The 23,390-nt window shown below is 51.4% G+C and carries 17 protein-coding genes and 1 pseudogene; 6 read left to right on the top strand and 12 right to left on the bottom strand.

Annotated features, from left to right (window positions below; translation table 11 throughout):
- Window positions 1-7 precede the first annotated feature (7 nt).
- Together Q9O24_03490 and Q9O24_03485 are read left to right on the top strand one after the other, a co-directional pair.
- Window positions 8-640 (top strand): hypothetical protein, encoded by a 633-nt coding sequence (locus tag Q9O24_03490; GenBank protein MDQ7074214.1) that lies wholly within the window; start codon window positions 8-10, stop codon window positions 638-640.
- Window positions 627-896 carry an EF-hand domain-containing protein gene (locus Q9O24_03485; protein ID MDQ7074213.1) on the top strand — a complete coding sequence of 90 codons (270 nt, stop codon included), beginning with the start codon at window positions 627-629 and terminating at the stop codon, window positions 894-896. The genes Q9O24_03490 and Q9O24_03485 overlap by 14 nt, the downstream gene beginning before the upstream one ends.
- On the opposite strand, the gene Q9O24_03480 is transcribed toward Q9O24_03485, so the two are convergent.
- From Q9O24_03480 to Q9O24_03455, 6 genes are all read right to left on the bottom strand, one after another.
- Window positions 846-2,234: an HlyD family efflux transporter periplasmic adaptor subunit gene (locus Q9O24_03480; GenBank protein ID MDQ7074212.1), complete on the bottom strand. Its 1,389-nt coding sequence runs from the start codon at window positions 2,232-2,234 to the stop codon at window positions 846-848. The two genes, Q9O24_03485 and Q9O24_03480, sit on opposite strands and share 51 nt — an antisense overlap.
- On the bottom strand, window positions 2,224-2,940 hold the full coding sequence (locus Q9O24_03475) for an efflux RND transporter periplasmic adaptor subunit (GenBank protein ID MDQ7074211.1): 717 nt from the start codon (window positions 2,938-2,940) through the stop codon (window positions 2,224-2,226). The genes Q9O24_03480 and Q9O24_03475 overlap by 11 nt, the downstream gene beginning before the upstream one ends.
- A gap of 16 nt (window positions 2,941-2,956) precedes the next feature.
- Window positions 2,957-4,261, bottom strand: coding sequence for a biotin/lipoyl-binding protein (locus Q9O24_03470; protein MDQ7074210.1), 1,305 nt, complete (start codon window positions 4,259-4,261; stop codon window positions 2,957-2,959).
- Window positions 4,197-4,925, bottom strand: coding sequence for a hypothetical protein (locus Q9O24_03465; protein ID MDQ7074209.1), 729 nt, complete (start codon window positions 4,923-4,925; stop codon window positions 4,197-4,199). The genes Q9O24_03470 and Q9O24_03465 overlap by 65 nt, the downstream gene beginning before the upstream one ends.
- A 197-nt stretch (window positions 4,926-5,122) precedes the next feature.
- Window positions 5,123-10,810, bottom strand: coding sequence for a tandem-95 repeat protein (locus Q9O24_03460; GenBank protein MDQ7074208.1), 5,688 nt, complete (start codon window positions 10,808-10,810; stop codon window positions 5,123-5,125).
- 26 nt (window positions 10,811-10,836) lie between these two features.
- Window positions 10,837-12,726, bottom strand: coding sequence for a TolC family protein (locus tag Q9O24_03455; GenBank protein MDQ7074207.1), 1,890 nt, complete (start codon window positions 12,724-12,726; stop codon window positions 10,837-10,839).
- A gap of 325 nt (window positions 12,727-13,051) precedes the next feature.
- On the opposite strand from Q9O24_03455, the pseudogene Q9O24_03450 reads away from it, so the two are divergent.
- Together Q9O24_03450 and Q9O24_03445 are read left to right on the top strand one after the other, a co-directional pair.
- A pseudogene (locus Q9O24_03450) lies at window positions 13,052-13,960 on the top strand (lipid A biosynthesis lauroyl acyltransferase).
- The gene (locus tag Q9O24_03445; protein MDQ7074206.1) at window positions 13,957-15,192 is read left to right on the top strand and encodes a 3-deoxy-D-manno-octulosonic acid transferase; all 1,236 of its coding nucleotides are present in this window, start codon (window positions 13,957-13,959) and stop codon (window positions 15,190-15,192) included. Before Q9O24_03450 ends, Q9O24_03445 begins: the two are co-directional and overlap by 4 nt.
- Here the strand turns inward: Q9O24_03445 and Q9O24_03440 are convergent.
- Window positions 15,189-15,902 (bottom strand): 3-deoxy-D-manno-octulosonic acid kinase, encoded by a 714-nt coding sequence (locus Q9O24_03440; protein MDQ7074205.1) that lies wholly within the window; start codon window positions 15,900-15,902, stop codon window positions 15,189-15,191. The genes Q9O24_03445 and Q9O24_03440 overlap by 4 nt on opposite strands.
- Between Q9O24_03440 and Q9O24_03435 the strand changes: the two genes are divergently transcribed.
- Window positions 15,903-16,970, top strand: coding sequence for a glycosyltransferase family 9 protein (locus tag Q9O24_03435; protein ID MDQ7074204.1), 1,068 nt, complete (start codon window positions 15,903-15,905; stop codon window positions 16,968-16,970). It abuts the gene before it with no gap.
- Here Q9O24_03435 and hldE read toward each other — a convergent pair.
- On the bottom strand, window positions 16,967-18,397 hold the full coding sequence (hldE, locus tag Q9O24_03430) for a bifunctional D-glycero-beta-D-manno-heptose-7-phosphate kinase/D-glycero-beta-D-manno-heptose 1-phosphate adenylyltransferase HldE (GenBank protein MDQ7074203.1): 1,431 nt from the start codon (window positions 18,395-18,397) through the stop codon (window positions 16,967-16,969). The genes Q9O24_03435 and hldE overlap by 4 nt on opposite strands.
- A gap of 266 nt (window positions 18,398-18,663) precedes the next feature.
- On the opposite strand from hldE, the gene Q9O24_03425 reads away from it, so the two are divergent.
- Window positions 18,664-19,830 carry a CDP-glycerol glycerophosphotransferase family protein gene (locus Q9O24_03425; protein ID MDQ7074202.1) on the top strand — a complete coding sequence of 389 codons (1,167 nt, stop codon included), beginning with the start codon at window positions 18,664-18,666 and terminating at the stop codon, window positions 19,828-19,830.
- A gap of 65 nt (window positions 19,831-19,895) precedes the next feature.
- On the opposite strand, the gene Q9O24_03420 is transcribed toward Q9O24_03425, so the two are convergent.
- The 4 genes from Q9O24_03420 to bioD all read right to left on the bottom strand — a co-directional run bounded on the left by Q9O24_03420 (window position 19,896) and on the right by bioD (window position 23,388).
- Window positions 19,896-20,105 carry a zinc-finger domain-containing protein gene (locus tag Q9O24_03420; GenBank protein ID MDQ7074201.1) on the bottom strand — a complete coding sequence of 70 codons (210 nt, stop codon included), beginning with the start codon at window positions 20,103-20,105 and terminating at the stop codon, window positions 19,896-19,898.
- Window positions 20,106-20,144: 39 nt separating this feature from the next.
- On the bottom strand, window positions 20,145-21,068 hold the full coding sequence (locus Q9O24_03415; GenBank protein MDQ7074200.1) for a branched-chain amino acid transaminase: 924 nt from the start codon (window positions 21,066-21,068) through the stop codon (window positions 20,145-20,147).
- A gap of 104 nt (window positions 21,069-21,172) precedes the next feature.
- On the bottom strand, window positions 21,173-22,462 hold the full coding sequence (locus tag Q9O24_03410; protein ID MDQ7074199.1) for a dicarboxylate/amino acid:cation symporter: 1,290 nt from the start codon (window positions 22,460-22,462) through the stop codon (window positions 21,173-21,175).
- Between the two features lie 209 nt (window positions 22,463-22,671).
- A complete protein-coding gene (bioD, locus tag Q9O24_03405; protein MDQ7074198.1) occupies window positions 22,672-23,388 on the bottom strand; it encodes a dethiobiotin synthase in 717 nt (238 codons plus the stop codon).
- Window positions 23,389-23,390: the final 2 nt, after the last annotated feature.

Raw genomic sequence — 23,390 nt, 5'->3', positions numbered from 1 at the left:
AACCCTTATGCTGTTTAAATGGTTACAGATTCGACACTTAAACCCTCTGCTGCTTGCGCTTTACAGTACCGCACTGCTGCCTTTTTTATTCAGACTGCAATTACAACATCAACTCTTTATTTTTGCCACTTTGGCGCTAACCGCATTCGCAACATGGCTGCACAATTTTCGCCGTTATCGTTACATAATTGACACGCCCACCTCACAAATTAACAGCGCGGCGCAAGGTTATGTGGAATTTATCGGGAGGTGTTCTCTGCCTCCCGGTGCCAAGGCGATTGGTTTTGCCAGCGGCCCACCCTGTGTCTGGCAGCGTTATTCGGTCTATCGTCGGGAAACAGAACGCTGGCGTTTAATCAGTTCCGGCCAGAGTGAGGATACTTTTTTACTGCAAGACGACAATGGCAGTTGTGTGATTGATCCAGAAGGGGTGGAAATTTACGGGGCGCAATCTCGCCGTTGGCAAGTGGGAGAAACGCTCTATAAAATTCAATTTTTTCATCCAGGAGAATCACTTTATGTTTTGGGTGACCTACTCACTCTCAGTAGCTCAGGGCTGCTGCTGGACAAAAATGCCGACACCCTTGCTCTGCTCAAAGAATGGAAAAAAAAACCCACAACAATTATTGGATCGTTTTGATAAAAACGGCGACAATAAAATTGATCTTCACGAGTGGCAAGCGGTACGCAAAGCAGCACAGCAAGAAGTCAGAAAACAACACGCCGAAATGCGTCTACAAGCAGATACTCACCTTATAAAAGCCCCCAAAGAACGCCCGTTTATTCTCTCTAACAAAAACCCACAACAACTGGCGTGGCGTTATCGACTTTGGGCTTGGCTGCATTTAGCGATGTTTCTTTTTTCTGCTCTGTTGCTGCTGCAAAGATTGGCTTAAAGCCCAAAAAAAACCACGCAATGCCAACCACGGTTTACGCAGCAACTGCATACCCAATAAAGTGCTATCAGAAAACACCTTCGCTACTCCTCGTTGACCAGGGCGCACACCTGATGGTGTGTTTTCCCACACCCCATCCACAATCACCGACGGCACCTGATCCTCTGACAGACGCACCTCAAACCCCACCTGCGCTACCTTAGCCTGTAAAACTCGAAACGGATCGTGATCCAAACGCACATCCATTTTTGCCCCTTGGTTAACCAAACCCACATCACCCGCCGCCACCATCAAACGCGCTTTAACCCGCTGTGGATCGGCCAAACTCAAGATCAATTCGCCGGTACGCAAGGACGCTCCGATCAAGGCCTCAGGATCATCCAAAACCACCACCCCCGCCTGCTCCGCTTTAACATCGGCGCGTTGGCGCTGCATCTGATAAAAACGCACGTCCGCTTCGGCTTGCTCCACTTGCAATTGTTTCACCGGCACCTCAGCACGGGCCTTGGAATCGCCGTAGGCCGCCGCCTGTTGGCTCATTAACTCCGCACGCACCACCGCCACTTTCTGCTGAGCCTCTTGCAGCCGTTTCTCCAACACCCGCGCATCAAAACTGAACAGCAACTCACCTGCTTCCACCCACTGGCCAGGACGCACATACAGCTCACGCACAATGCCGTCCATGCTGGAAAACAAATAAGCGGGACGATCAGCAATAATCTTTAGCGGCGCGGTGATGCTGGCCGTCACCGGTACAAACAGCGTGGCCAGCAACAGAGCCGCCGCCCCCCACCACCAACGTCGCTGAGAATTGAGCCGCTTTTTCCGTTGCCGCTGCAACGCTTGGCCTAAAAACGAAGCGGCGTGTTGCAACAGTTGCAGATCATTTTGGTGCCAACTGATCCCCGACCAACGCTGCAAACAGAGCGCGTATTCCGCTCGATCCGACCCATCAGCACTGATCTGCAACGGCAACCACAACAAAGCACTGCCGCCCATCTCCTGTTGCAATTGAAACAACGCCGGATGTTGCTCCCCGTTGGACAACGACTGCACCAACACCCCAAAGTTTGACTCAGAATACAACTCGCGTAATGAACACATCGCATCAGCAAAGGCATGATCCTGTGCCAATTCAGCCCCACCACTGACCGCCAACAGGGGATCACGAGCACCTAACACCACCAGCACAGCGCGGTCAGTACGACTGATCTCAGCAATACGGTTCACAATCAAGGCCGCCGCCTCTTGTCGCTGCGGAGCTGCCAACGCATCACCACAAAGGCGAATAAAACGCACCAGCAGCTGTTCGCTGCTGTTGGGCAGCTTAATTTCCAAACTCAACCGTCCCTTTCATGCCCGCCAACAAGCCTTGCGGCTGTGTCTCAATCTTCCACATCACCTTCATCGTATTGCTGCGTACGTCCACATCGGGCACCAGTGCGGTCACCTTACCCAATACCGAGGTGCGCAGATCCGGCAGCTGAAAACGATGCTGATCACCCCTCTTCAATAACACCGCTGCCGCCACATCAACATTCGCCACGGCACGCAAACGGTGGGTATTAACCAGCTCCACCACCGGCTGGCCTTCCTGCACCCACTCGTGCGCTTTGGCCAATTTGGCCACCACGGTGGCCGCAAAAGGCGCACGAATCGACGACTCGCTAATCTGGCGTTTAAGAATTTTTAGATCTGCACGAGAGAGATCACGCTCCATGCGCGCGCGATTTTCTTCATCCAGCCCCGCCAAGCCATTTTTACGCAAACGCACGGCGTTATTGAGCTGCCCATTCAAAAATCTCAGGCTGGCCTCTTGTCGTTTACGCAATAAGACCAGTTCGGCACTGCCCAAACGCGCCAACAACGCGCCCTTTTTCACCACCGAACCTTCGCTCACCACCACCCTCTCCAAGGTACCGGAACGATCCGCCGACAACACCGCCCGTTGTGAGGCTTCAAACACCACCGGAAAAGCCGCTGCTCGCCCTTCTAAGGCCAACAGAGATAACATCAGACCCAATAACAAACCTACTTTAGACACCCAACACTCCTTTTATTTATTTCAACTGCTGCACAAACCACGCAGCAAAACGACTCAATAGTGCATCACCTCGGTGCAGCGTCCAAACCCATGCTCTCTCTCCATGAGACAAATTAAGAGACCTCGATTCAAGCTTCAATTGCAAAGCAAACTGCGCCTCTTTCGGCTCCACTTCACCTCCTTGGCGCAAGGCCACCAGTGGACCACCAGCAAAATCATACAGCGATTGATTTGGCAAACGACGTACCGGCAACGGACTCAAAGCCGTTGCTCGCAGAGAAAACCAACCCTGAGAGGGCAATAACAACCCACTGCGTAAAATCGCCAAAGGCGGCATCTGTGACCGCAAAGCTTCAGTCATGTACGCCGTCACAGTCACCTCCTGATCCGATGCCACAGTCAATAAGTGACTCTTTTTAGACACAAAAACCCCTGCACGCAACCTCTCATTCAAGGCCACCACCCAGCCCTCACGCCCCGCCCGAACCTGCAACAACTGCTCTGCACTGCGCAATGTATCCAATGCCGCCAACAGACGGGCTTTTTCAGCCAATAACCAGCGTCGATAGCCCCCCTGCTCCCCCCCGTTGCTGCTCTGAGAAAGACGCAGTTCAACCATCTTAAGATCAAACTGGTTTGTCACTCGCTGTTTTTGCAAACGTTCGTCTTGCAGTTGAGCCAGTAAATCACCCCTTTGCACCCGCTGTCCCAAACGCACCCGCCAGACCACTAATTTACCTGCTGCCGGAGCGTGCAGACGCTGGCTATTTTCGTACAACACCAGCGCAGGCAAACGCTCCATGCTCGGCAAAGGTAGAGCAAACATCAAGAGCAAAACACCCAATAGAATCCCACTGCGCCACAAATAATAAGGTTCACCCCACAACGCTCGCTGTTGATACAAATCCCGCACTTCACTCCACAACGGACGCAGAATAAAAATCCATAATTCAACCACCAGCAACAGCAGACCCAAAGCCGGAAACGTCATGTGATAAACGAGCAGAGCGATGGTCAGCGCCAACACCAAGCGATAAACCAAAGTTAACGCCGCGTACATCACCAAGCGACGCTGCTGAGGGTGCTGTTCGGGAATCGCACCTTGCCAATCCACCAACCAACAGCGTACTCGGTGACGCAACAGAGCAAAGGCACGGGGCTGCAAATTATCTACCCCCCACCAATCCATCAGCAAATAATAACCATCAAAACGCATAAATGGGTTGAGGTTAATCAACAGTGACGAGGCCAAGGAGCTACTGGAGAGAAAAAACATCAAACTGCGCCACAGACCGTCGGGCAAAATGGCCCATAGCAACAAGCGCCACACCCGCCACCACCAACTCAAACAGCACCCCCGCTGAACTGATTTTCAAACGCTGGCGCAGCGAAGAGAGCTTCCAAGCGTCACTGGTGTCGGTGTAGAGCACCGGCCACAGAAGAATAAACGCCACCCCCATGCTGCGCACATGTAAACCCAAAGATTTGGTTGCATAAGCGTGACAAAATTCGTGACCGATTTTGAGCGCAATCAAGGAAAAAGCAAAACCCAGCAGGCCGTTAGGAGTAAATAAAAAACTGCTGCTGTCCGCGTAGTGTTCGTACTGCTGAAAACTCAGCAACAAACCCAACAGCCCCGCCAACAGGTAAAACGCCCGCAACGGCGTTGACCAGAGCCACTTTATCCCAGGGTAGGTTCGCTCTAAAAAACGATCAGGGCGCAGAACAGGAATGCGAAAATAGACGTAGCCGTGCAACAAACGTTGAGAAAAAGAGCCCGCCACCGAGCCTTTTTCTGTTCCACGCAGAACGTGATCCTCAACAGGCAAACGCGCCAACCCCTCCTGCTGTAAACGTTCGATAAACGCAACTAAATCCGGCAACAAAGGCCGAAAGGGGGTGTTTTTGATCAGCGCCAACAGCGCCGCTTCCAACGTCTCTTCACGGCTGAGGTGCAGAAAAAATTCGCCTTCCTCCACCCCCATTTGATAATGCTGCCCCGAAACAGGGATCTTCTACCACCCAGCTGCGCGCACCTTGATTTAGGGGCGCTGGGTAGATCTTCAGATCAGAGCGCAACCCCAGCCACGGGGTTTTAAGCTGCTCTTGCAAAGAAGGGTTGGCGCTGACCATCTTGGCAGACGGATTCAGCAAAACAGCGTAACAAGCTCAAAAGGCAGCATTAACCAAGCGAACCTTTGTCCAGCACATTAACCGCTCGTCCCAGAATCTGCACATTGGCATCCAGATCAGGAGCAAGCTCCGCATCAGCAGGCAAGGGTTCATCTTCCAATAACAACTCATCCTCATCCAGAATCAACTCACCTTCTTCCCGCGAGTCATCGACTTCAAGCGGCTCCTCTGTCTGGGACACATCACCCACCTCAGACAGAGGAGCCAGAGGTTGAATATTAACGCTGGCTCCCGCTGCCGGTTCCACGGCAAACAGCTCTACCGCACTGTCGAGTGCGTCATCACCCGACCCCGCATCATTCGACTCTTGAGGCAAGGCTGGAGAGAGCTCATCTGCCTCCTCAGAAATAGGCGGTCTGTCACCCAAATAAGCCGCAGAAAAATCACCCGGCTGCTGATTTAAGCCCAACGCCTCTCCCTCTCCTTCGGCCAACTGATCCAATAAGCCCTGTTTTTCATCCGCCATGGGGTATTGCCAACCGGCCTTGATACCACTGGCCACAGAGAGGTATTGCGTATCCTCAAAACCCTTCTCGACATTAGCAAAACGACACCCCATATCAATACGCTTAAAAATTTCATCCAGACTGCACTCATCAGGAAACGCATCCCTTCCAGCTCGCACATTTTGCAAGGATAAACTCTGAAAACCGCTGCTGTTACTGACGGGGGCTTGGTTAGAGTCGGGTGATAAAAGTTGAGCTCCCTGAGGCACATTAGTTTGACCTGCTGGCAAATTAACCCCACCTAAGAGGTCAATGTTACTGCTGGGAATAGGAGTCAAACCACCCGTTGGAGTTTGAATGCCGTTTAAGGGCGGGCGAGGGTCAGCAGGTGTGACCGTTCCAGGCGTGGTTGGCACGGCGGTAAAACCGCTGTTAACCGACAGCGTCAGTGTCGGAGAGAGCCCACTATCAGCCCCATCCGTGGCGGCAAAAATCACCGGACGCAACCCTGCTGGCACTGTATTTAAAGTATTCACATAGGTCACAGACTGTAATGCGCTCTGAAAGTCCGCCACCGTCGCCCCCAGCACGGGATCAGCACTCAAAGTCAAGACACCACTGGCCGCATCGTAGTTACCACTGACATTGGCGCTGCTGGTAAAGGCCAATAGATCCCCCTGCTGCACATTAGCCAAAGTCACCGTAGCGCTCTGTAAGTTTGTACTGTCAGGATCAACTACGGTTAAATTAGCATCCAAAAGCAGAGGCAGATCACCCTCTTGATAACTCAACGAGGAAACACTCAAAGCGATATTCGGCCCGTCGTTGATCGGTGACACCACCACATCAATCAGACCGCTGTCGCTCAGAGCCGCCCCGCCACCACCGCCTTGATCATCAACAGAAAGTTGAATCTGATCGCTGCCAAAAAAGTTTGCATTACCCTGATAAGTCAGGGTTGCCAAAGCCGCATTAATGTCGGTCAAACTGCCACTGAAGGCGAGATTGCTTGGGGTGGAGTTTGGCGCAAAACTCAGCCCCGTCACCTGCCCCAAACTCAAGCTGCCATTGTTGGCACTCAACGTCACACTGAGTGGGGTCACACCGGCATCCACATCACTGATGCTGATCCCATTGACGGCCAGACTGATGTCTTCATTAACGGCTAAATTACCAGGTACATTCCAGAGCGGCGCATCGTTGACGGGGGTGACTTCAATCGCCACCATACCGCTGTCCGACAGAGAACCACCACTACCAACACTGCCGCCATCATTGACCGTGATATTCAAGCGTTCACTGCCATTAAAGTTTAGATTCCCTGTGTAGGTCAACGTACCCAAAGCGTTGTTAATATCAGCGATTGTGCCGCTAAAGGTCATACTGCTGCCGTTGGCAGAAGAGCCGATGGCGAAATTTAAATTGGCGCTACCGGCTAAATTAAGCGTTCCGTTAGCGGGGTTCTGTGCATCCCCCAAAGTCAAACTGACCGTCAACAAACCCGTTCCCGCATCCACATCGGCCACACTGATGTTGTTGAGCGCCAACACCCCCTCTTCGGCCACCGTTTGCGCCGCAGGTAATGTCAACACAGGCGCATCATTGACCGCATTAACAGTAACCGCAATAGAAGCACTATCCGTCGTTCCCGCAGCACTGACACTTCCGCTGTTACCTTGATCATCCACCGTAATAGAAATGGTGTCTGTACCGTTAAAATTAAGGTTAGGCCGATAAAAAACCACGCTGGCCAAGGCCGCGTTCACATCCGCCAAGGTGCCATTAAAAGTCATACTGCTGTCTTGATTACCACTGCCCGCTGTAAAAATAAGGCCTGCATTGGGGGTCAAAGACAACACGCCACTGCCTGCACTCAAGGTTACAGAAACCCGACCGTTACCCGCATCCACATCGCTGATGCTGATACCACTGATGGGCAGATCCGTATCTTCGTTCACGGCCTGCGCTCCAGGCACAGTCAAAACCGGTGCATCATTAACAGCAGTGACGATAATATCCAGTCCTCCAGCGTCACTCAGAACACCCCCAACGCCCGAATTACCGCCGTCACTGACCACGACATTGAGACGCTCCGTACCGTTAAAATTCGGATTAGCACTGTAGGTTAAGGTCGCCAACGCGGCGTTAATATCTGTCAACGAGCCATCAAAGGTGATCGTACTGCCCGTAGCTGATGAACCAGCGGCAAACACCAAACCGGTACTGCTGGCCAAAGTCAGACTACCGTTGGCCGCCGTTTGCAGATCTCCCAGCGTCAATGAGACCGTCATTACCCCCGCGCCCACATCAACATCGCTAACCTGCACCCCACCCAGGGGTAATACACCGTCTTCCAACATCGTCTGTGCTGCCGGTAAGCTTAAAAGAGGTGCGTCATTAATTGCATTGACCGTAATCGCCACCGTACTGCTGGCTGACAAAGCACCACCCAACCCTTGCGCACCGGCATTCAAATCGTTGCTGACCATCTGTAAAGAGGCCGCGCCACTGAAATTGGTGGTGGGGGAAAACTGCAAGCCATCCAGCGCCAAATTGATGTCCACCACCGTGCCGGTAAAGGTCATGCTGGCATTGTCTATTCCTGTACCGCCTTGAAAGGTCAAACCGTTCAATTGCGCCAAACTAAGCGTACCGCTGCTGGCGTTCAACGTGACCTGCATCGGCGCAGCAGCGATGTCCACATCAGAAACCTGTACCGCGTTACCTGTGGCGTTGCTGAACACCAATGGCTGATCTTCATTGGTTGTTTGTCCTAAGGGCAACGTATTAACCGGTGCATCATTAATGGCTGAAACCGCCAAATTCACCACACCGTTCCCCGACAACGCTCCACCACTGCCTTGGTTGCCGTTATTTTGATCGTTCACCGTCAGCACAATTTGGCTGTTGCCAGTAAAATTGGTCGCTGCATTAAAAAGCAAGCCATCCAGAGCCGTATTAATCGCCGTTGCACTGCCGCTAAAGGTAACGCTGCTGTCTGCTGTGCCATTGCCCGTAATTAAGGTCAGACCCGCTGTGGTGGCCAAGGTCAAGGTTCCATCCGCAGCACTCAAGGTCACCAGCAGCGGGTTAATACCCGCATCGGCATCGCTCACCACCAGTGCATTATTATTCGCCACAGAGAAGAGCACTGAACCCTCTTCAGCCACGTTCTGTACCGCTGCAGGCAAGGTGTAAACCGGTGCATCATTAACGGCACTCACATTCAAAGCCAGGTTGTTCACCGTCGTCAACGCACCGCCACTGCCTTGCGCCCCTGCTGCATTTAAATCGTTACTGGAAATTTGCAGATTCACCACACCATTAAAGTTGGCTGCGGGTGCGTAAGTCAAACCATCCAGAGCTGCATTCACATCAGTAACAGAGCCACTGAAGATCATACTGGGGTTGGCTGCACCCAGCACCGCCGATCCTGCCGTAAAGGTTAAGCCGTTGACTTGCGCCAAACTCAAAGTACCGCTGTCCACCAACAGGCTGACCTGCATAATACCTGCTGCGCCCAACTCCACATCACCGACCTGAATCGCTGTGCCACTCGCCACCGTCATCACCAACGGGGTATCTTCCACCACATTTAAGGCCACAACCGGCAAGTTATTCACCGGCGCATCGTTCACCCCAGCCACATTGATGTCGATCACGCTGTTAGCGATGCCTGCGCCGCCCAACCCTTGCGCACCGGCATTTTGATCACTGGTGGTCAAGGTCAAGGTCGCCGCACCGACAAAATTAGGCGCTGCATTAAAACTGACCCCATTGAGGGCGTTATTGATTGCCGCCGCAGAACCCGTAACTGTAACGCTGCTGTCCGCAATACCGGTACCATTAACCAAGGTCAAACCCGCCAAATTGGCCAAGCTCACCGTGCCATTGGTGGCCGCCAACGTGACCTGAAGCGGTGCGCCGTTGGCATCCACATCACTGACTTGAATAACGCTACCGGCAAAAACCAACGGCGTATCTTCAATGGCGTTCTGCACCCCCACCGGCACCGTGTTTACAGGCGCATCGTTCACTGCCACCACCGTGATACCAAAAGCAGCCGTGGTAATAATGGGCACCCCAATTTGGTTTGGATCTACCGCAATATCAATTGCTGTATCAATATTGCCTCGATCATTAACGCTCACCTGTACCTGCAAACCGCCATTAAAATTGGTTGCCCCCTGAAAGCTCAGACTGGCCAAAGCGGCGTTCACATCGGTGATACTGCCCAAAAAACTCATCTGACTATCAGCGATGCCATCAGAGACCACCCCCACCGCAGAAGGCGTAAAGGTCAAGCCTACATTTTGCCCTAAGGTTAATAAACCACTCGAAACCGTTACGCCGTTGAGATCGGTGAGATTCAAAGTCACCTCCACCACCCGTGTGCTCTCCAAAGCCAAAGGCACGTCGGGATCACTGATACTGACACCATTTACGGCCAAGACCAGATCCTCATTGACACTCTGCGTACCAGGCACCACCACCACAGGTGGGGTATTAGCCAAAGAACCCTCAAAGCCCGCCAGCGCCACCAACATGCGTGAATCGGGCGTGGCCAACTGGAGATCAGCACCAGCAGATGCCGACTCTAAAACCCAATCACCGCCCACACCAGTAAGATCATTGGAGGCAAAAACAGTACTGCCCGTCAAAGAAGACAAGCCATCCAACAGCGCTTGCCCCCGCCCCGAGCCGTCCACCACATTACAACCAAACAAGTAGACCGCTGAGTTTGAAGAGAAATTATCGCTCAGCGCAGACCACGCCGAACCTTCTTGGGAGATACGTTCCGCCGTGATCATCTCATTGCCCAAGGCAAAACGACCACCACCGCCATGCGAAATCACAGAGAGAGAAGCAATACCGCTATTTTGCTGCACCGCCAACGCTTCCACTCGTTGCAGTACCGCTTCAGGAGAGTCATTCAAGGTATCAAAGGTAATGACCGTTACGCCCTGCGCCGTCAGAGAGTCCGTTAAATCAGCATAATTGGCCAGATTATTCGCTACCAGAGCGATGTTCAGCCCTTCAGATCCTGTCGGCTCCAAACTCAACGCCGCCAACACATCAGCCGCCACAGGGGGCGGCTGATCAAAAGGAACAGCATCAAACGGTTGACTCTCAGCAGGTGTTGCAGTTGGTAAGGAAGCGTCATGCTGTGCCGCTTCAATCACCGCAGCAGCATCAAGAACAATCCGGTTTTCCAGCTTCAATAACTTCATCGCACACACCTTTCTTTTACATCCTATTAATAACCGGGTCTCACGCTCCAGCACTCTAAGTCGTGACTGCGCCACTCATCACAAATACTGCGTGATTGAGGCTCTGAAAGTCCGACAAAACGCACCCGCCTGAGTGTTACACCGTTCTGTTGTGTATTGCTCATAACCGCATCACGCGGATCCAAACGATCCACCAAGCTCTCTACCTGAGTCAAGATACGCGCCGGTCCAATGGTGCGTTTGAACGCCCCGACCTGCACAGACCAAAGGTATTTGTTCATCATGGAACTCACGCCAGAAGACGGCTCCTGATCAAAAGAGAGCACATTGGCAACCGCCTGATTTTCCATTACCTCTAAGTCCATCGAATTATCACGACTCGGATCCAGTGCCAAACGAGTAATGCCCAACGCTTCAAAACCCAAGTTCCACTTACTCGGGTCCACACCTAAACTGACAAACAGACGCTTATGTGCCGCCAACAACTCCACCACGGCTTCGTCGCGCCGTAATTTAGCCGCCATCTCTTCCAATATTTTTTGCGTAACGGGAAGACTACTGCTTGTTCGTGAGCCATTTTGAATGCGATCTTTATTTCTCATCATCTCAAGCAACTCCGAAGAGAGGGTGTAGGTCTCTTCCAGCAACAGAAAACGATCCACCTTAATGGCGTAATCAAGCAGAGCCACATGAGTTTGAGTAATCACTCCAGCGGTCATCATCAAACGCTGTACTTTCAGTAATTCCACCGCCTTCTCTTCACCCTGCATCTGCATGTAACGTGAGGGCAAAGCAAACAGATCCATGCTCAAATTGGCACCAACGGAGCCCCAATAGTTCGCCCTCAAAAGCGTATTGCCATCGTAATGACGACCAGCAAACAGAGAAAAACCAGGAAACATTCTTAGCAAGGCGTTATAAGCCTCCTCTCGCTGCACATGAACTTTAAGATCTTGTTCATACAGTTCAGGACGATGTTTCAAGGCGTACTCTTCCAGTTGGAAAATATCCAACTCTTCAGGACGAGGCAAATCAGCAATAATAGGTTGAATATCTACCCGCGCCAGAGAAAACTTAACGCTCTGATTCAGCCCCATGAGATTGGCCAAATCAAGACGTGCCTTAGAAAGGTTGGCCTGTAATTGACGAATAGAGAGTTCCAACTCCAGCAGCCTTAGCTCTGCCTCTTTAATCGCAAATTTATCTGCGTTGGAGTTACTGCTTTCACGTTGCAGCTGCTTTTTTTGTTGATCCAACTCCGCTTCAACACGACGCACATGATCCAGAGCATCCTCCGCGATGGCCGCTTTCCAATAGTTATCGGTCAGATCCAGAGCTAAATTTTGCGCTTGCCGTTGCCGCCGCAAACGCGTTGCCTGACGCTCCATTTCCGCCTGTTTAGAACGGGTGTAGGACATCATAAAATCCAACACATTCCAGGTCAGAGTTAAGTTGGCTTTTTCCGTATGTCTTAATTCTGCAACCGTACTCTGGCGTTCCACCAAACCGGTATCCACATTGAAGGCATCTGAAGCAGGCAGATTGGTACGATCCACTGAAGAGGCATTAGCATCCAAATTAGGCAGCATCGACAACTTCGCAGCCACCGCCACGTCATCAGAAATCTGCTGTTCAAAGTCAGCCATGCGCAACTCAAGGTTGTTGCTCAGACCAATCTCCAACACCTCATCTAACGTCAGCGGCTGCTCAAAGACCAAGAGATCAGCGGGGCGAATCTTCTCCAGATCTTCAACCACATTTTTCGCTCGTTCAAGCTCCATCTCCTCAACAGTGGGCACCGAGCTACAGCTCACTAACAGCAACAAAGAACCGAGCAAGCCTGCACGTTTGTATCTCATAAAATCACCCATTGCGTACGTTTTAGCCGCCATTTTATTCAGCGTTGCCTGAGCCATAAACGGAATCACTCCACATTCTCGACTGCTCTCAAACCAAAAATTCCTAAGGTCTGACATTAAGTTATAGTGATAAGTTAAAGTAAAGTATACATTAACGGGAAATGTTGCAATCTCTTTCTAAAGCAAAACAGCAATAATTTCTTCTTCTGATCAGAAAAACACACTCAACAACAAAGAGAAATATATTCTCAAAAAATAACAAAAACATTGAAAAACAGTCAATTAAACTCAAAACAGCCGCATAACAACCAAAGCAACAACCCTCAAATTTTCCAGCAAGGGCTATAATCGGCTTTTTTCCAGAGAGATGAAGTCACTCGTTATGAGTTACCGTGCCTTTTTAACCCCTCGTTACTGGCCCGTTTGGTTCAGTCTCGGCCTATTGTGGCTGCTCTGCCACCTTCCTTTCCGCTGGCAGATCCAGCTGGGCAACGGTTTAGGCACTCTACTTTATCATTTAATTCCCAAACGGCGCGCCATTGCCAGCACCAATATAAGAATCTGCTTTCCCAATTTGGGTGCTGAAAAACACCAGCAACTACTAAAAGAGCACTTTCATTCTCTTGGCATCAGCCTATTTGAAATGGGCATGGCTTGGTGGCGCTCACCCGAATGGCTACAAAAACGCTGTAAAATAAAAGGCTTGGAACACATACACGCCGCTGAAAAAATGGCCGAGGTGTCATCATCCTCATCGCCCATTTCACCACCGTTGAAATTGCCATCCGTCTAGGGTGCGCTGAACGTCGCCAGCCATGTCACTTTTGCTGAACCGAAAAACCCGCTCTTCAATGCCGTAATGCAAAATCGGCGCAAACGCTATTTTCAAACCATGATCACCCACCGAGATGTGCGTCAGATGATCCGTAAACTCAAACAGGGTGAAAAACTCTGGTACGCCCCCGATCAATCGAGCAAACAGAGTCGCGGCGGTATTATCGTCAACTACTTTGGCCACCCCGTCATCACCACTCCGGCCACAGCGCGCCTCGCACGCCTCAGCGGTGCCGCCATCGTACCCATTTTGCCTCGCCGTCTGCCCAACGGCACAGGTTATGAGTTTGAATTTCAAGCGCCATTGACAGACTTTCCAAGCAAAGATCTCGAAGCCGACACACAACGCATCAACCACCTGTTTGAAACTCAAATAAAACAAGTACCTGAACAATATCTCTGGGTTCACAAACGCTTTAAAAGCGAACAAGCCGGACAAAAAGACCCTTACGCATGAAGCACCTGCCTTACCGTCTGCTGCTGATCCTATTTTTCCCTCTTGTCGCGCTCTACACCCTACGGCGCAGTTTTAGGGACGGCGATCGGCGCTACTTTTGGCAACGCTTTGGCTGTCAACAACCCCAAATGAACCAGCCCATCTGGCTGCACTGCGCTTCTGTAGGCGAGGTTAATGCCGCCCTACCACTGTTGGAAGCCCTCCTAAAACAGCACCCCAACGCCGCCTTTTTACTCACCACCAACACCCCCACCGGCCAGCAAACTGCCGCCAACCAATTAGGCGAGCGTGTCACTCTCAGCTACCTGCCACTGGACTACCCACTGCTGATGCGCCATTTTCTCAACGTCATACACCCACGCTGCGCACTGATAATGGAGACAGAAATTTGGCCCAATCTCTACCACCGTTGCCAACAACAACAAATCCCCCTAACCATCATCAATGCCCGCCTGTCACAGCGCACCCTCAACAGCCCCCGTATTTTTCGCTGGGCCTACCAACAAGCACTGAAAAACATCAGCGTATTGGCCAAATCCAGCCAAGATGGGGAAAACTTTCAAAAATTAGGCGCACATCCAGAACAAATTCAGATCATTGGCAACCTTAAATTTGCCCCACAAGCCCTCGAACACACAACAGAAACGCCACTGCAACGCCCCTACCTGCTCGCCATTTCAACCCACGACGATGAAGAGTTGCGTCTGGCCAAACTCTGGCAACAGATCAAACACCACCACCCTCAACACCTGCTGGTCATCGCCCCACGTCACCCCGAACGCCGCCAACAGATTTTGCACACCTTAGCACCACTCAAACTCCAGATCGCCTCACGCAGCCAAAGTGAAACCGTTCAGCAGCACACCGACCTCTACTTAGCCGACACCTTGGGCGAGCTAAACTTCTTCATGACACACGCCGAACTGGTCTTTATCGGCGGCAGCCTGATTGCCCACGGTGGCCAAAATTTGCTGGAACCGGCTCGGCTCGGCAAGCCCATTATTTGCGGCGCACATATGTTTAATTTTCAAGCGGAGGTTGATCTGTTTTTAAACCACAACGCACTGCTGCAAATCAGCAACGAAAACGAACTATCCGAAACCGTCCAAATGCTGTTAAATCAGCCCAAAAAACGCGCACACTTGGCTCACAATGCCCAAGCTCTGATGCAACAAGAGAGCACCGTGGTAGCGCGCTACCTCAAGGCGCTCAAATCCACCTGCTCGCTCTAAGCCCCGTAACCGGCCAGCAACACCTGCCAATCAGCGGTGCTAAACCGCGTCTCTGGCTGCGCTCTTTTCTGCTTCTGCAACGAGCGCAACAGACGCGCTAAATTGGCCTGCTGCCAATCGCGTTTAACCCTGCGCCGATCGCCCTTATCAAAATCCAACAGATAAACAGCCCCCTGTTCATCCAGCAAAATATTATTCAGATTCAGATCCGCATGAAACACCCCAAAATCATGAAAACGCCGAACCACCACCCCCACCTCACGCCACAACGACGCTGATACCCCCTGCAACAGCCACTCCCCCAAGGTCTGTGCGTCCTCAATCTGAGCTGTGATCAGATCCGCACGGTAAAAAAGCCCATTGCGAACCAGACGAGCCGCCAAGGGCTGCGGTACCGGCAGCCCCAACTGATGCAGCTCCTGCAACAACAACCACTCCCGCCACGCTCGACTGCGCTGCACGCCGCCAAAAAAATAACGATCACCCAACAACGCGGCCATCAACCCGCCTCGTTGATAGTGACGCAACACATACCTCTTTGATTGCCAGATAAAAAACAACACCTCACCGCGTCCCACCAAACGCTGACGACGCAACAAACCTGCCGCCTGTAAATAATCTCGCTCAAACAACCTCGGCTCTGGCTTAACAAATTCATCGGCATCGTATAGGATGTTCAACTCTTTGATTTTTTGCTCTTTTATCTGCATATGCCTCTCATTTTTGCTACTCCTCCCCGCTCCATCTGCCTATTACGCCTCTCGGCTCTTGGTGATGTTAGCCACGTTCTACCCGTGATACTGCAACTGCAACAGCAGTGGCCTAACACAAAAATCAGTTGGATTATTGGCTCACTGGAAGCGGAGATGATCGACGGTCTGACCAATATTGAGCTGATTATTTACAACAAAAAATCCGGCAAAGCCGGTCGGAAACAGCTCAAACGTCAACTGACAGAACGCAACTTTGATCTGCTGCTGATGATGCAAGTAGCTCTGCGCGCCAGTCTGATCTCACGCTGGATCAAAGCGCCTCTCAAGCTCGGTTTTGATCGCAGCAGAGCGCGGGATTTTCAGTGGCTGTTTAGCAATCGAAAAATTGCCGCCCAACCACAACAACACGTCTTAGAAGGCTTTTTCGGCTTTTTAACGACGCTGGGCATTCCACCACAACCACCACAATGGCACCTACCGTTGCCTACAGAAGCCATCGAATTTGCTCAGCAACGGCTGCCAGAAAATCAACCCATTCTGGTCATCAACGCCTGTAGCAGCAACCGCTCACGCAATTTTCGCAACTGGTCAGCCGACCGCTACGTAGAGGTCGCGCAACACGCCCACCAGCACGGCATGGCAGTGGTCTTAAGCGGCAGTCCGCACCCCATCGAGATCAAGATGGCAGCGGCGATTCAAAACAACAGCAGCGTACCGATCATCAATCTGGTCGGTAAAACCCGCATCAAACAACTGCTGGCGGTTTTAGCCCGCGCCAGCGTGGTGATCTCGCCCGACACCGGTCCCGCCCACATGGCCAACGCCTTGGGTACTCCCGTAATTGGGCTGTATGCCAGCTCCAACCCCAAGCGCACCGGCCCTTACAACGCCTTGCCCTGGTGCGTTAATCGCTACCCCGATGCTCTGAAAAAGTACCTCAACAAAACAGAGTCAGAGGTGCGCTGGGGACAACGGGTGCGTCACCCCGAAGCCATGCTCTTAATCCAAGTCAAAGAGGTCACAGAAAAACTCGATGCGCTGCTGGCTTGGCAAGCCCAAACTTAAGAACGGCGAATTTTTTCTACTAAGGAACTGGTTGAACAGCCATTTTTAAACGCCAACACCCGCACATCACCGCCGCTCTGCATCACACAGTCGTAACCGGCAATCTGCTCAGGACGATAGTCACCGCCCTTGACCAAAATGTGCGGCAACACCGCGCAAATCAGTTCCTCAGGCGTTTCACCTGAAAAGGCCACCACCCAATCGACACACGTCAGCGCGGCCAACAACGCCATCCGTTCGGCCAGTGGATTCAGAGGCCGTTCAGCGCCTTTTAGAGCCGCCACCGAAGCGTCATCATTAACCGCCACGATCAGACGATCTCCCAACGCTTTGGCCTGTTGCAGGTACTGCACATGCCCTGCGTGCAAAATATCAAAACAGCCATTGGTCATCACCACCGATTCACCCAGATGTTTAGCCTCCGCCACCCGCAACAGCAGCGCCTCCTGCCCCACCACACCACGGGAAATCCCAGCAGACTCCAGCGCAAAGGCGGCACGCATCTCAGCTAAACTGACACTGGAAGCACCCAATTTCGCCACTACCAAACCCGCCGCTCGATTGGCCAAGGTAGCCCCATCCGCCATAGAAAAACCGCACGCCAAACTGGCTGCCAAGACTGCAATTACCGTATCTCCAGCTCCCGTTACATCGTACACTTCATGCACCTCGGCTGGCAGATGCTGGGGTGCTAAACCACGATGAAAAAGACTCATACCCGCTTCACTGCGTGTCACCAACAGCGCCTCCAACGAGAGCTCCTGCATCAGGGTGTCCGCCCGCGCCATCAGTTCCAATTCATTCTTACAAGAACCCACGATGGCCTCAAACTCTGACAAATTGGGGGTGATCAACGTCGCACCAGCATAACAACTGAAATCCCCCCCCTTGGGGTCTACCAAAACCGGCACGTCTGCTGCTTGACACGCAGCAATCAATTGGCTCGAAATGGAATCAAGAGTACCTTTGGCGTAATCGGAAAGAACAACCAGATTCGCCTGAGGCAACAGGGCCTGAAAGCGGCGCAGCAGACGCTGATGATCCACCGTCTTAAAACCGTCCTCTTGATCTAGGCGAATCAACTGCTGATGACGGCTCATCACCCGTAACTTGCTGATGGTCATGGCACCGGCTTCAATCAACAGCTCATCGTGCAGACCCGACGACAACAGAGATAATTTTAAAGCCTCACCCTGCTCATCATCACCAATCAAACCCAATAGACTCACTTGACAACCCAGAGCAACCACATTCAGAGCCACATTCGCTGCACCACCGGGACGATTCTTGCATTCACTGATCTTCACCACCGGAACCGGTGCCTCAGGAGAGATTCGATCCGTACTGCCCGACCAATAACGATCCAACATCACATCACCCACCACCAACACGCGATGACTGGAAAAGAGTGCATCAGAAAGCGGCATCATAAATGGATTCTCACACGATCAAGAGCCTCAATAACAATCATAATTCCCTTTTTGATCCTCGGTAAGTGTCGTATCATAAAAAAATCAGTCCAAGAGGATAATGTGTATCGAAGCGGTATTTATAAAAAAACAGCTTCAAGCGCCTAAATGAGCCAAGATATCGAAAATTTCTTAACAAATGGATAATAACCGCTACGCTGTTGATAACAAAATCGATTTCGCTAATTGAAAAGCGACCCACAACTCAACTATTATCATCGCCTATGAGCACAAAAAATGATTTACGGTCTGTCTGCTTCGATGCACAGCAGCCCTATTACCTCGACCAATTCCTGCCGGTTTACCGTGAATTGGAGCGCCGCAACATCACCTGTGAAATCCTCTTTCACGCAGATCAACACAACATCAAGCACATTCGTCGGCTGATTCGCAAGGAGAGCGTACAAGCTCAAATCGTCTACTCACACCAACAAGCGATTTCCTATCATCACATCAATCGTCCCACTTGGATTCTGTTTGGTGATGAGTGCGAATACCTAAACAAACTGCCAAAACCACGTCGCACCTGCAAAACAGCACAGATTTACCATGCTATTGGGGTAAAAAATGACATCTATAAACCCCAACTGATGGAAATGAGCATTCGTTTTGTAGAAGGTCCCTATTACGCTCGTGAACTGCGTAAACGTTATCCAGATAAACGCACATTGACCGTCGGTTACCCCAAGTTAGACCCTTTATTCTCACCTGACACCGATCTGCCCTACGTCAATCTCGAAGAATTAGGGCTAAAACACGACCGTAAAACGCTTCTTTATGCCCCTACATTTGAACCCAATTCCATCAGCCAAATGCCGGAAGAGTGGCCTGATGACTACGCCGATTACAACCTCATTATCAAGCCGCACCCGCTCACCTGCAGCGAAGAAAAATACCGCAGCGATCGCAATAGAATTGCTGAGTGGGCCGAGTTTGAAAACGTCTATGTCATACCGCCATCGGAATCTTCCGTTCTGCCCTACATGGCAGCCACAGATCTGTTGATTGCGGATGCCTCATCGACCTTGTTCGAATTCGCCGCCCAAGACCAACCCAGTATCTGGCTGGATTTTTTTGATCTGCACTGGAGCTATCGAGGCCCACTGAACTATCGGTTGCAAAAAACCTTGGATCACAAAATTTTCCAATACGCCAATATGTGTCCACACGCAGATGATTACAACGCGCTGAAAAAAATGGTAGAGCAGCAACTCGCCATGCCTGACGAATACACTCGTAGACGCAACGGCTACAGCCGCGAACTGCTGGGAAAAACCGACGGCAAAGTCTCTGAACGCATTGCCGACTTTCTCTTTCCAGAGACCAAAGGCATGTCTATGGCGGCGCTTCCCAGCCCAGGCATGGGCAGTGCAAGCAGCTACGGTTATTAGACATAAAAAAGCCCGTCAACGACGGGTCTTTTCACTCACAGCAGAATCGAAATCGCGGCGCTAAATCAATCTTGCAAATGATACTCAGCCCCACAATAGGGGCATTTACCCTCACCCTCATCGTTCAACGGCACAAACACCCGTGGGTGTGAGTCCCACAAACTGCTACCAGGCAACGGGCAACGCAGTGGCAAGTCCACCTGCGTCACTTCGTAACGGTTCTCTGCATTGGGGGTTTTCAGATCGGTTTGGGCGCTGCTGTTGGCTTTAGGCATCATATATTCCTAACGAATAAGGTACGGGTTCAGAAAAGCTTATTTAACCAAGCTCAACCACTCGGGATACTGCTCACGACGACCGTGAACCTGATCAAAATACATCGTCTGCAATTTTTCTGTAATCGGACCACGACCACCGTTACCAATCGTACGATTGTCCACTTCCCGAATCGGCGTCACTTCCGCAGCAGTACCGGTAAAAAACGCTTCATCGGCAATGTAAACCTCGTCACGGGTGATGCGTTTTTCAATGATCGGCACATTAATTTCTTTAGCCAGATGCATGATGGTATTGCGAGTAATACCATCCAGAGCCGAGGTCAAATCAGGCGTGTAAATGGTGCCATCACGGATAATAAAAATATTTTCACCGCTGCCTTCCGCCACATAACCTTCATTATCCAGTAGCATCGCTTCGTCGTAGCCGTCGTTCATCGCCTCTCGCAGCGCCATCATCGAATTCATGTAATTGCCATTCGCTTTGGCTTTGCACATGGTGATGTTGACGTGGTGACGGGTATAAGAAGAGGTCTTGATGCGAATGCCGCGCTCCATATTATCCGCACCGAGATATGAACCCCACTCCCATGCCGCAATCATGCAGTGGACATTAAGGTTGTCTGCACGCAACCCCATGCCTTCGGAACCATAAAAACACATCGGGCGTAAATACGCAGAGGAGAGATTGTTTTCCCGCACCACCATTTTCTGCGCTTCGCTGATGGTTTGTGTATCAAAAGGCATCGGCATTTGCAAAATTTTCGCCGAATTGAAGAGGCGCTTGGTGTGCTCTTCAAGACGGAAAATCGCCGCACCACCATCGGTTTGATACGCCCTGACGCCCTCAAAAACACCCATGCCATAATGCAGAGTATGAGTTAAAACGTGGACTTTCGCCTCACGCCACGGCACCAATTCACCATCCAACCAAATCCAACCATCGCGGTCCGACATCGACATGCGTGCATCACCTTTGAAATTAAGCCAAAAACAGGAGCATGTATTGGATCATAAATTCACCTTCAACACACCACCCTAAACCTAATTAAACACAAAAAACCACCCTAAACCCCTTCGGTTTTCTGCGCGGGCGCTGGATCATCAAAACGCGCCTGATCCAACGCTCCCTCGCTCTTGGCAATCAGACAAGCAGCCGTAGCATCCCCAGTGACATTGACCGCCGTACGCATCATGTCCAGCAAACGATCCACCCCGATGATCAAAGCAATGCCCTCAATGGGCAGCCCCACCTGACCCAACACCATCGCCAACATAATCAACCCCACACCCGGCACTCCAGCGGTACCAATGGAAGCCAACGTTGCCGTCACCACCACCATCAAATACTCCGACATGCCCAGATCCACGCCGTAGACATTGGCGATAAAGACCGTCGCCACCCCTTGCATAATCGCCGTGCCGTCCATATTGATGGTTGCGCCCAGCGGCACCGTGAACGACGCCACCGAGTTTTTCACACCCAACTGATGTTCAACGGTTTTCAAGGTCACGGGAATGGTCGCACTGCTGCTGGCAGTACTAAAAGCAAACAACTGAGTAGCGCGCATTTTGGTAAAAAAGCGCAGCGGATTCAGACCCGCCACCACTTTCAACATAAAACCAAAGGTACCCACGGCGTGCAGCAGCAGCGCCAGCACCACCATCAAGAAGTACTGCGCCAGTGGCAAAATAATGTCCATCCCCTGAGTAGCAAAGGTTTTGGCAATCAAGCAGAAGACCCCGATGGGAGCTAACTTCATGACGATGTCCACCATCTTCATAATCACCACATCAAGGTCTTTAAACAGGTTCAAAACGTGTTTGCCGCGCTCACCAGAAAGGGTAATCGCAATGCCAAACAACATGGCAAAAACGATGATCTGCAACATATTACCTTCAGCCAGAGCCGCAAAGGGGTTGCTCGGTACCATGTCGATGATCACCTGACTCAATGAAGGCGCTTCTTTAGCAGCAAAACTCGCCTCGCTGCTCTTCTCAAAGCCTTCCCCCACACCACTGGAGACCGCCAAGGTCAAGGCGATGGTAACGGCAATCGCGGTGGTCAAAAGATAAAACAGCAGCGCTTTGCCGCCGATGCGTCCCAAAGCTGAAAGATCACCCAAATTGGTCACCCCGCCCACCAAAGAAACAAACACCAACGGCACCACCATCATTTTCAACGCTGAGACAAAAATCGCCCCCATTACCGTCAGTAGTCCACCCACCAACCAACTGTTAATCAGGCTCTCCTCACCAGGCGGAGCCACCTGATTCAAAACGATGCCCAAAAAGGCACCGACGATCATGGCGATCATGATCTGTTTGGTTAAACTGCTGTTTGAGGATTTTGACATCGGGATGTTCTCACAAAAATAAGAGGGATAAACAAGGCGTTTAAAGCGCGTCAGTCTGGCCAAGCCGTCTCAGCCTGTCAACCTAAAGAAAATTGGCGCAAAACGTGCATTACTAGCTTTATTATTGATCAATAATTGACATACGCTTAAGGAAAATAATAATGAAGCATCACAACACCACTCTGATCTGGGCCAGCCGTGGCACCTTCCTACTTCTGACCCTCGTTACGATCAAATTTATCAGCAGCATCATCAGCAGCCTGATTTAACCTCAACAGGCCACTGAGCAACTCCAAACTAATGCCTTCGTTTTCAGCCAGCGGGTGAACGTCCACCCCCAGCCTGCGCAAATCCTGCTCGTTATCCAGATCAGGATGAGACCCAGCGGCTCCCTGAAAACGATTCAACACCACCCCAGCCAAAACCAAACCACGGCGTTCAATCGCCTCCAATGACAACAACACCTGATTGATGCAGCCCAAACGATCCTCCGCCACCAGCAATACGGGCAACGCCATCGCTTGCGCTAAATCCGCATTCAACACACCGTCTAACAGAGGTGAATAAAACCCACCCGCGCCTTCCAGCAATAAGAAATCATCTGCCATAACATCCTGTAAACACGCCTTTTTCAACTCGCCCAAGCTCAAAGAAAGCCGGTTTAAACGCGCCGCACGCGCCGGAGAGACCTTCTCTTCAAAGCGATGTGGAGTGATCACAGCCAGCGACTCACACCTCTCAATGGCCTGCCAATACGCGTGACCATCGGCAGGCAACAAACCATCAACAGTAGCAAGACAACCGGACTCCAACGGTTTTCGTGGCCGAATCGGCTCTCCCAGTTGAAACAGCGTCTGCGCAATCTGCACCCCCAGATAGGTTTTCCCGACCCCCGTATCTGTGCCGGTAATAAACAGACCTTTCATCG

The organism is Gammaproteobacteria bacterium, assembly GCA_030949385.1.
Taxonomy (GTDB): Bacteria; Pseudomonadota; Gammaproteobacteria; order JAUZRS01; family JAUZRS01; genus JAUZRS01.
This window is presented reverse-complemented; position numbering and strand designations above follow the sequence as displayed.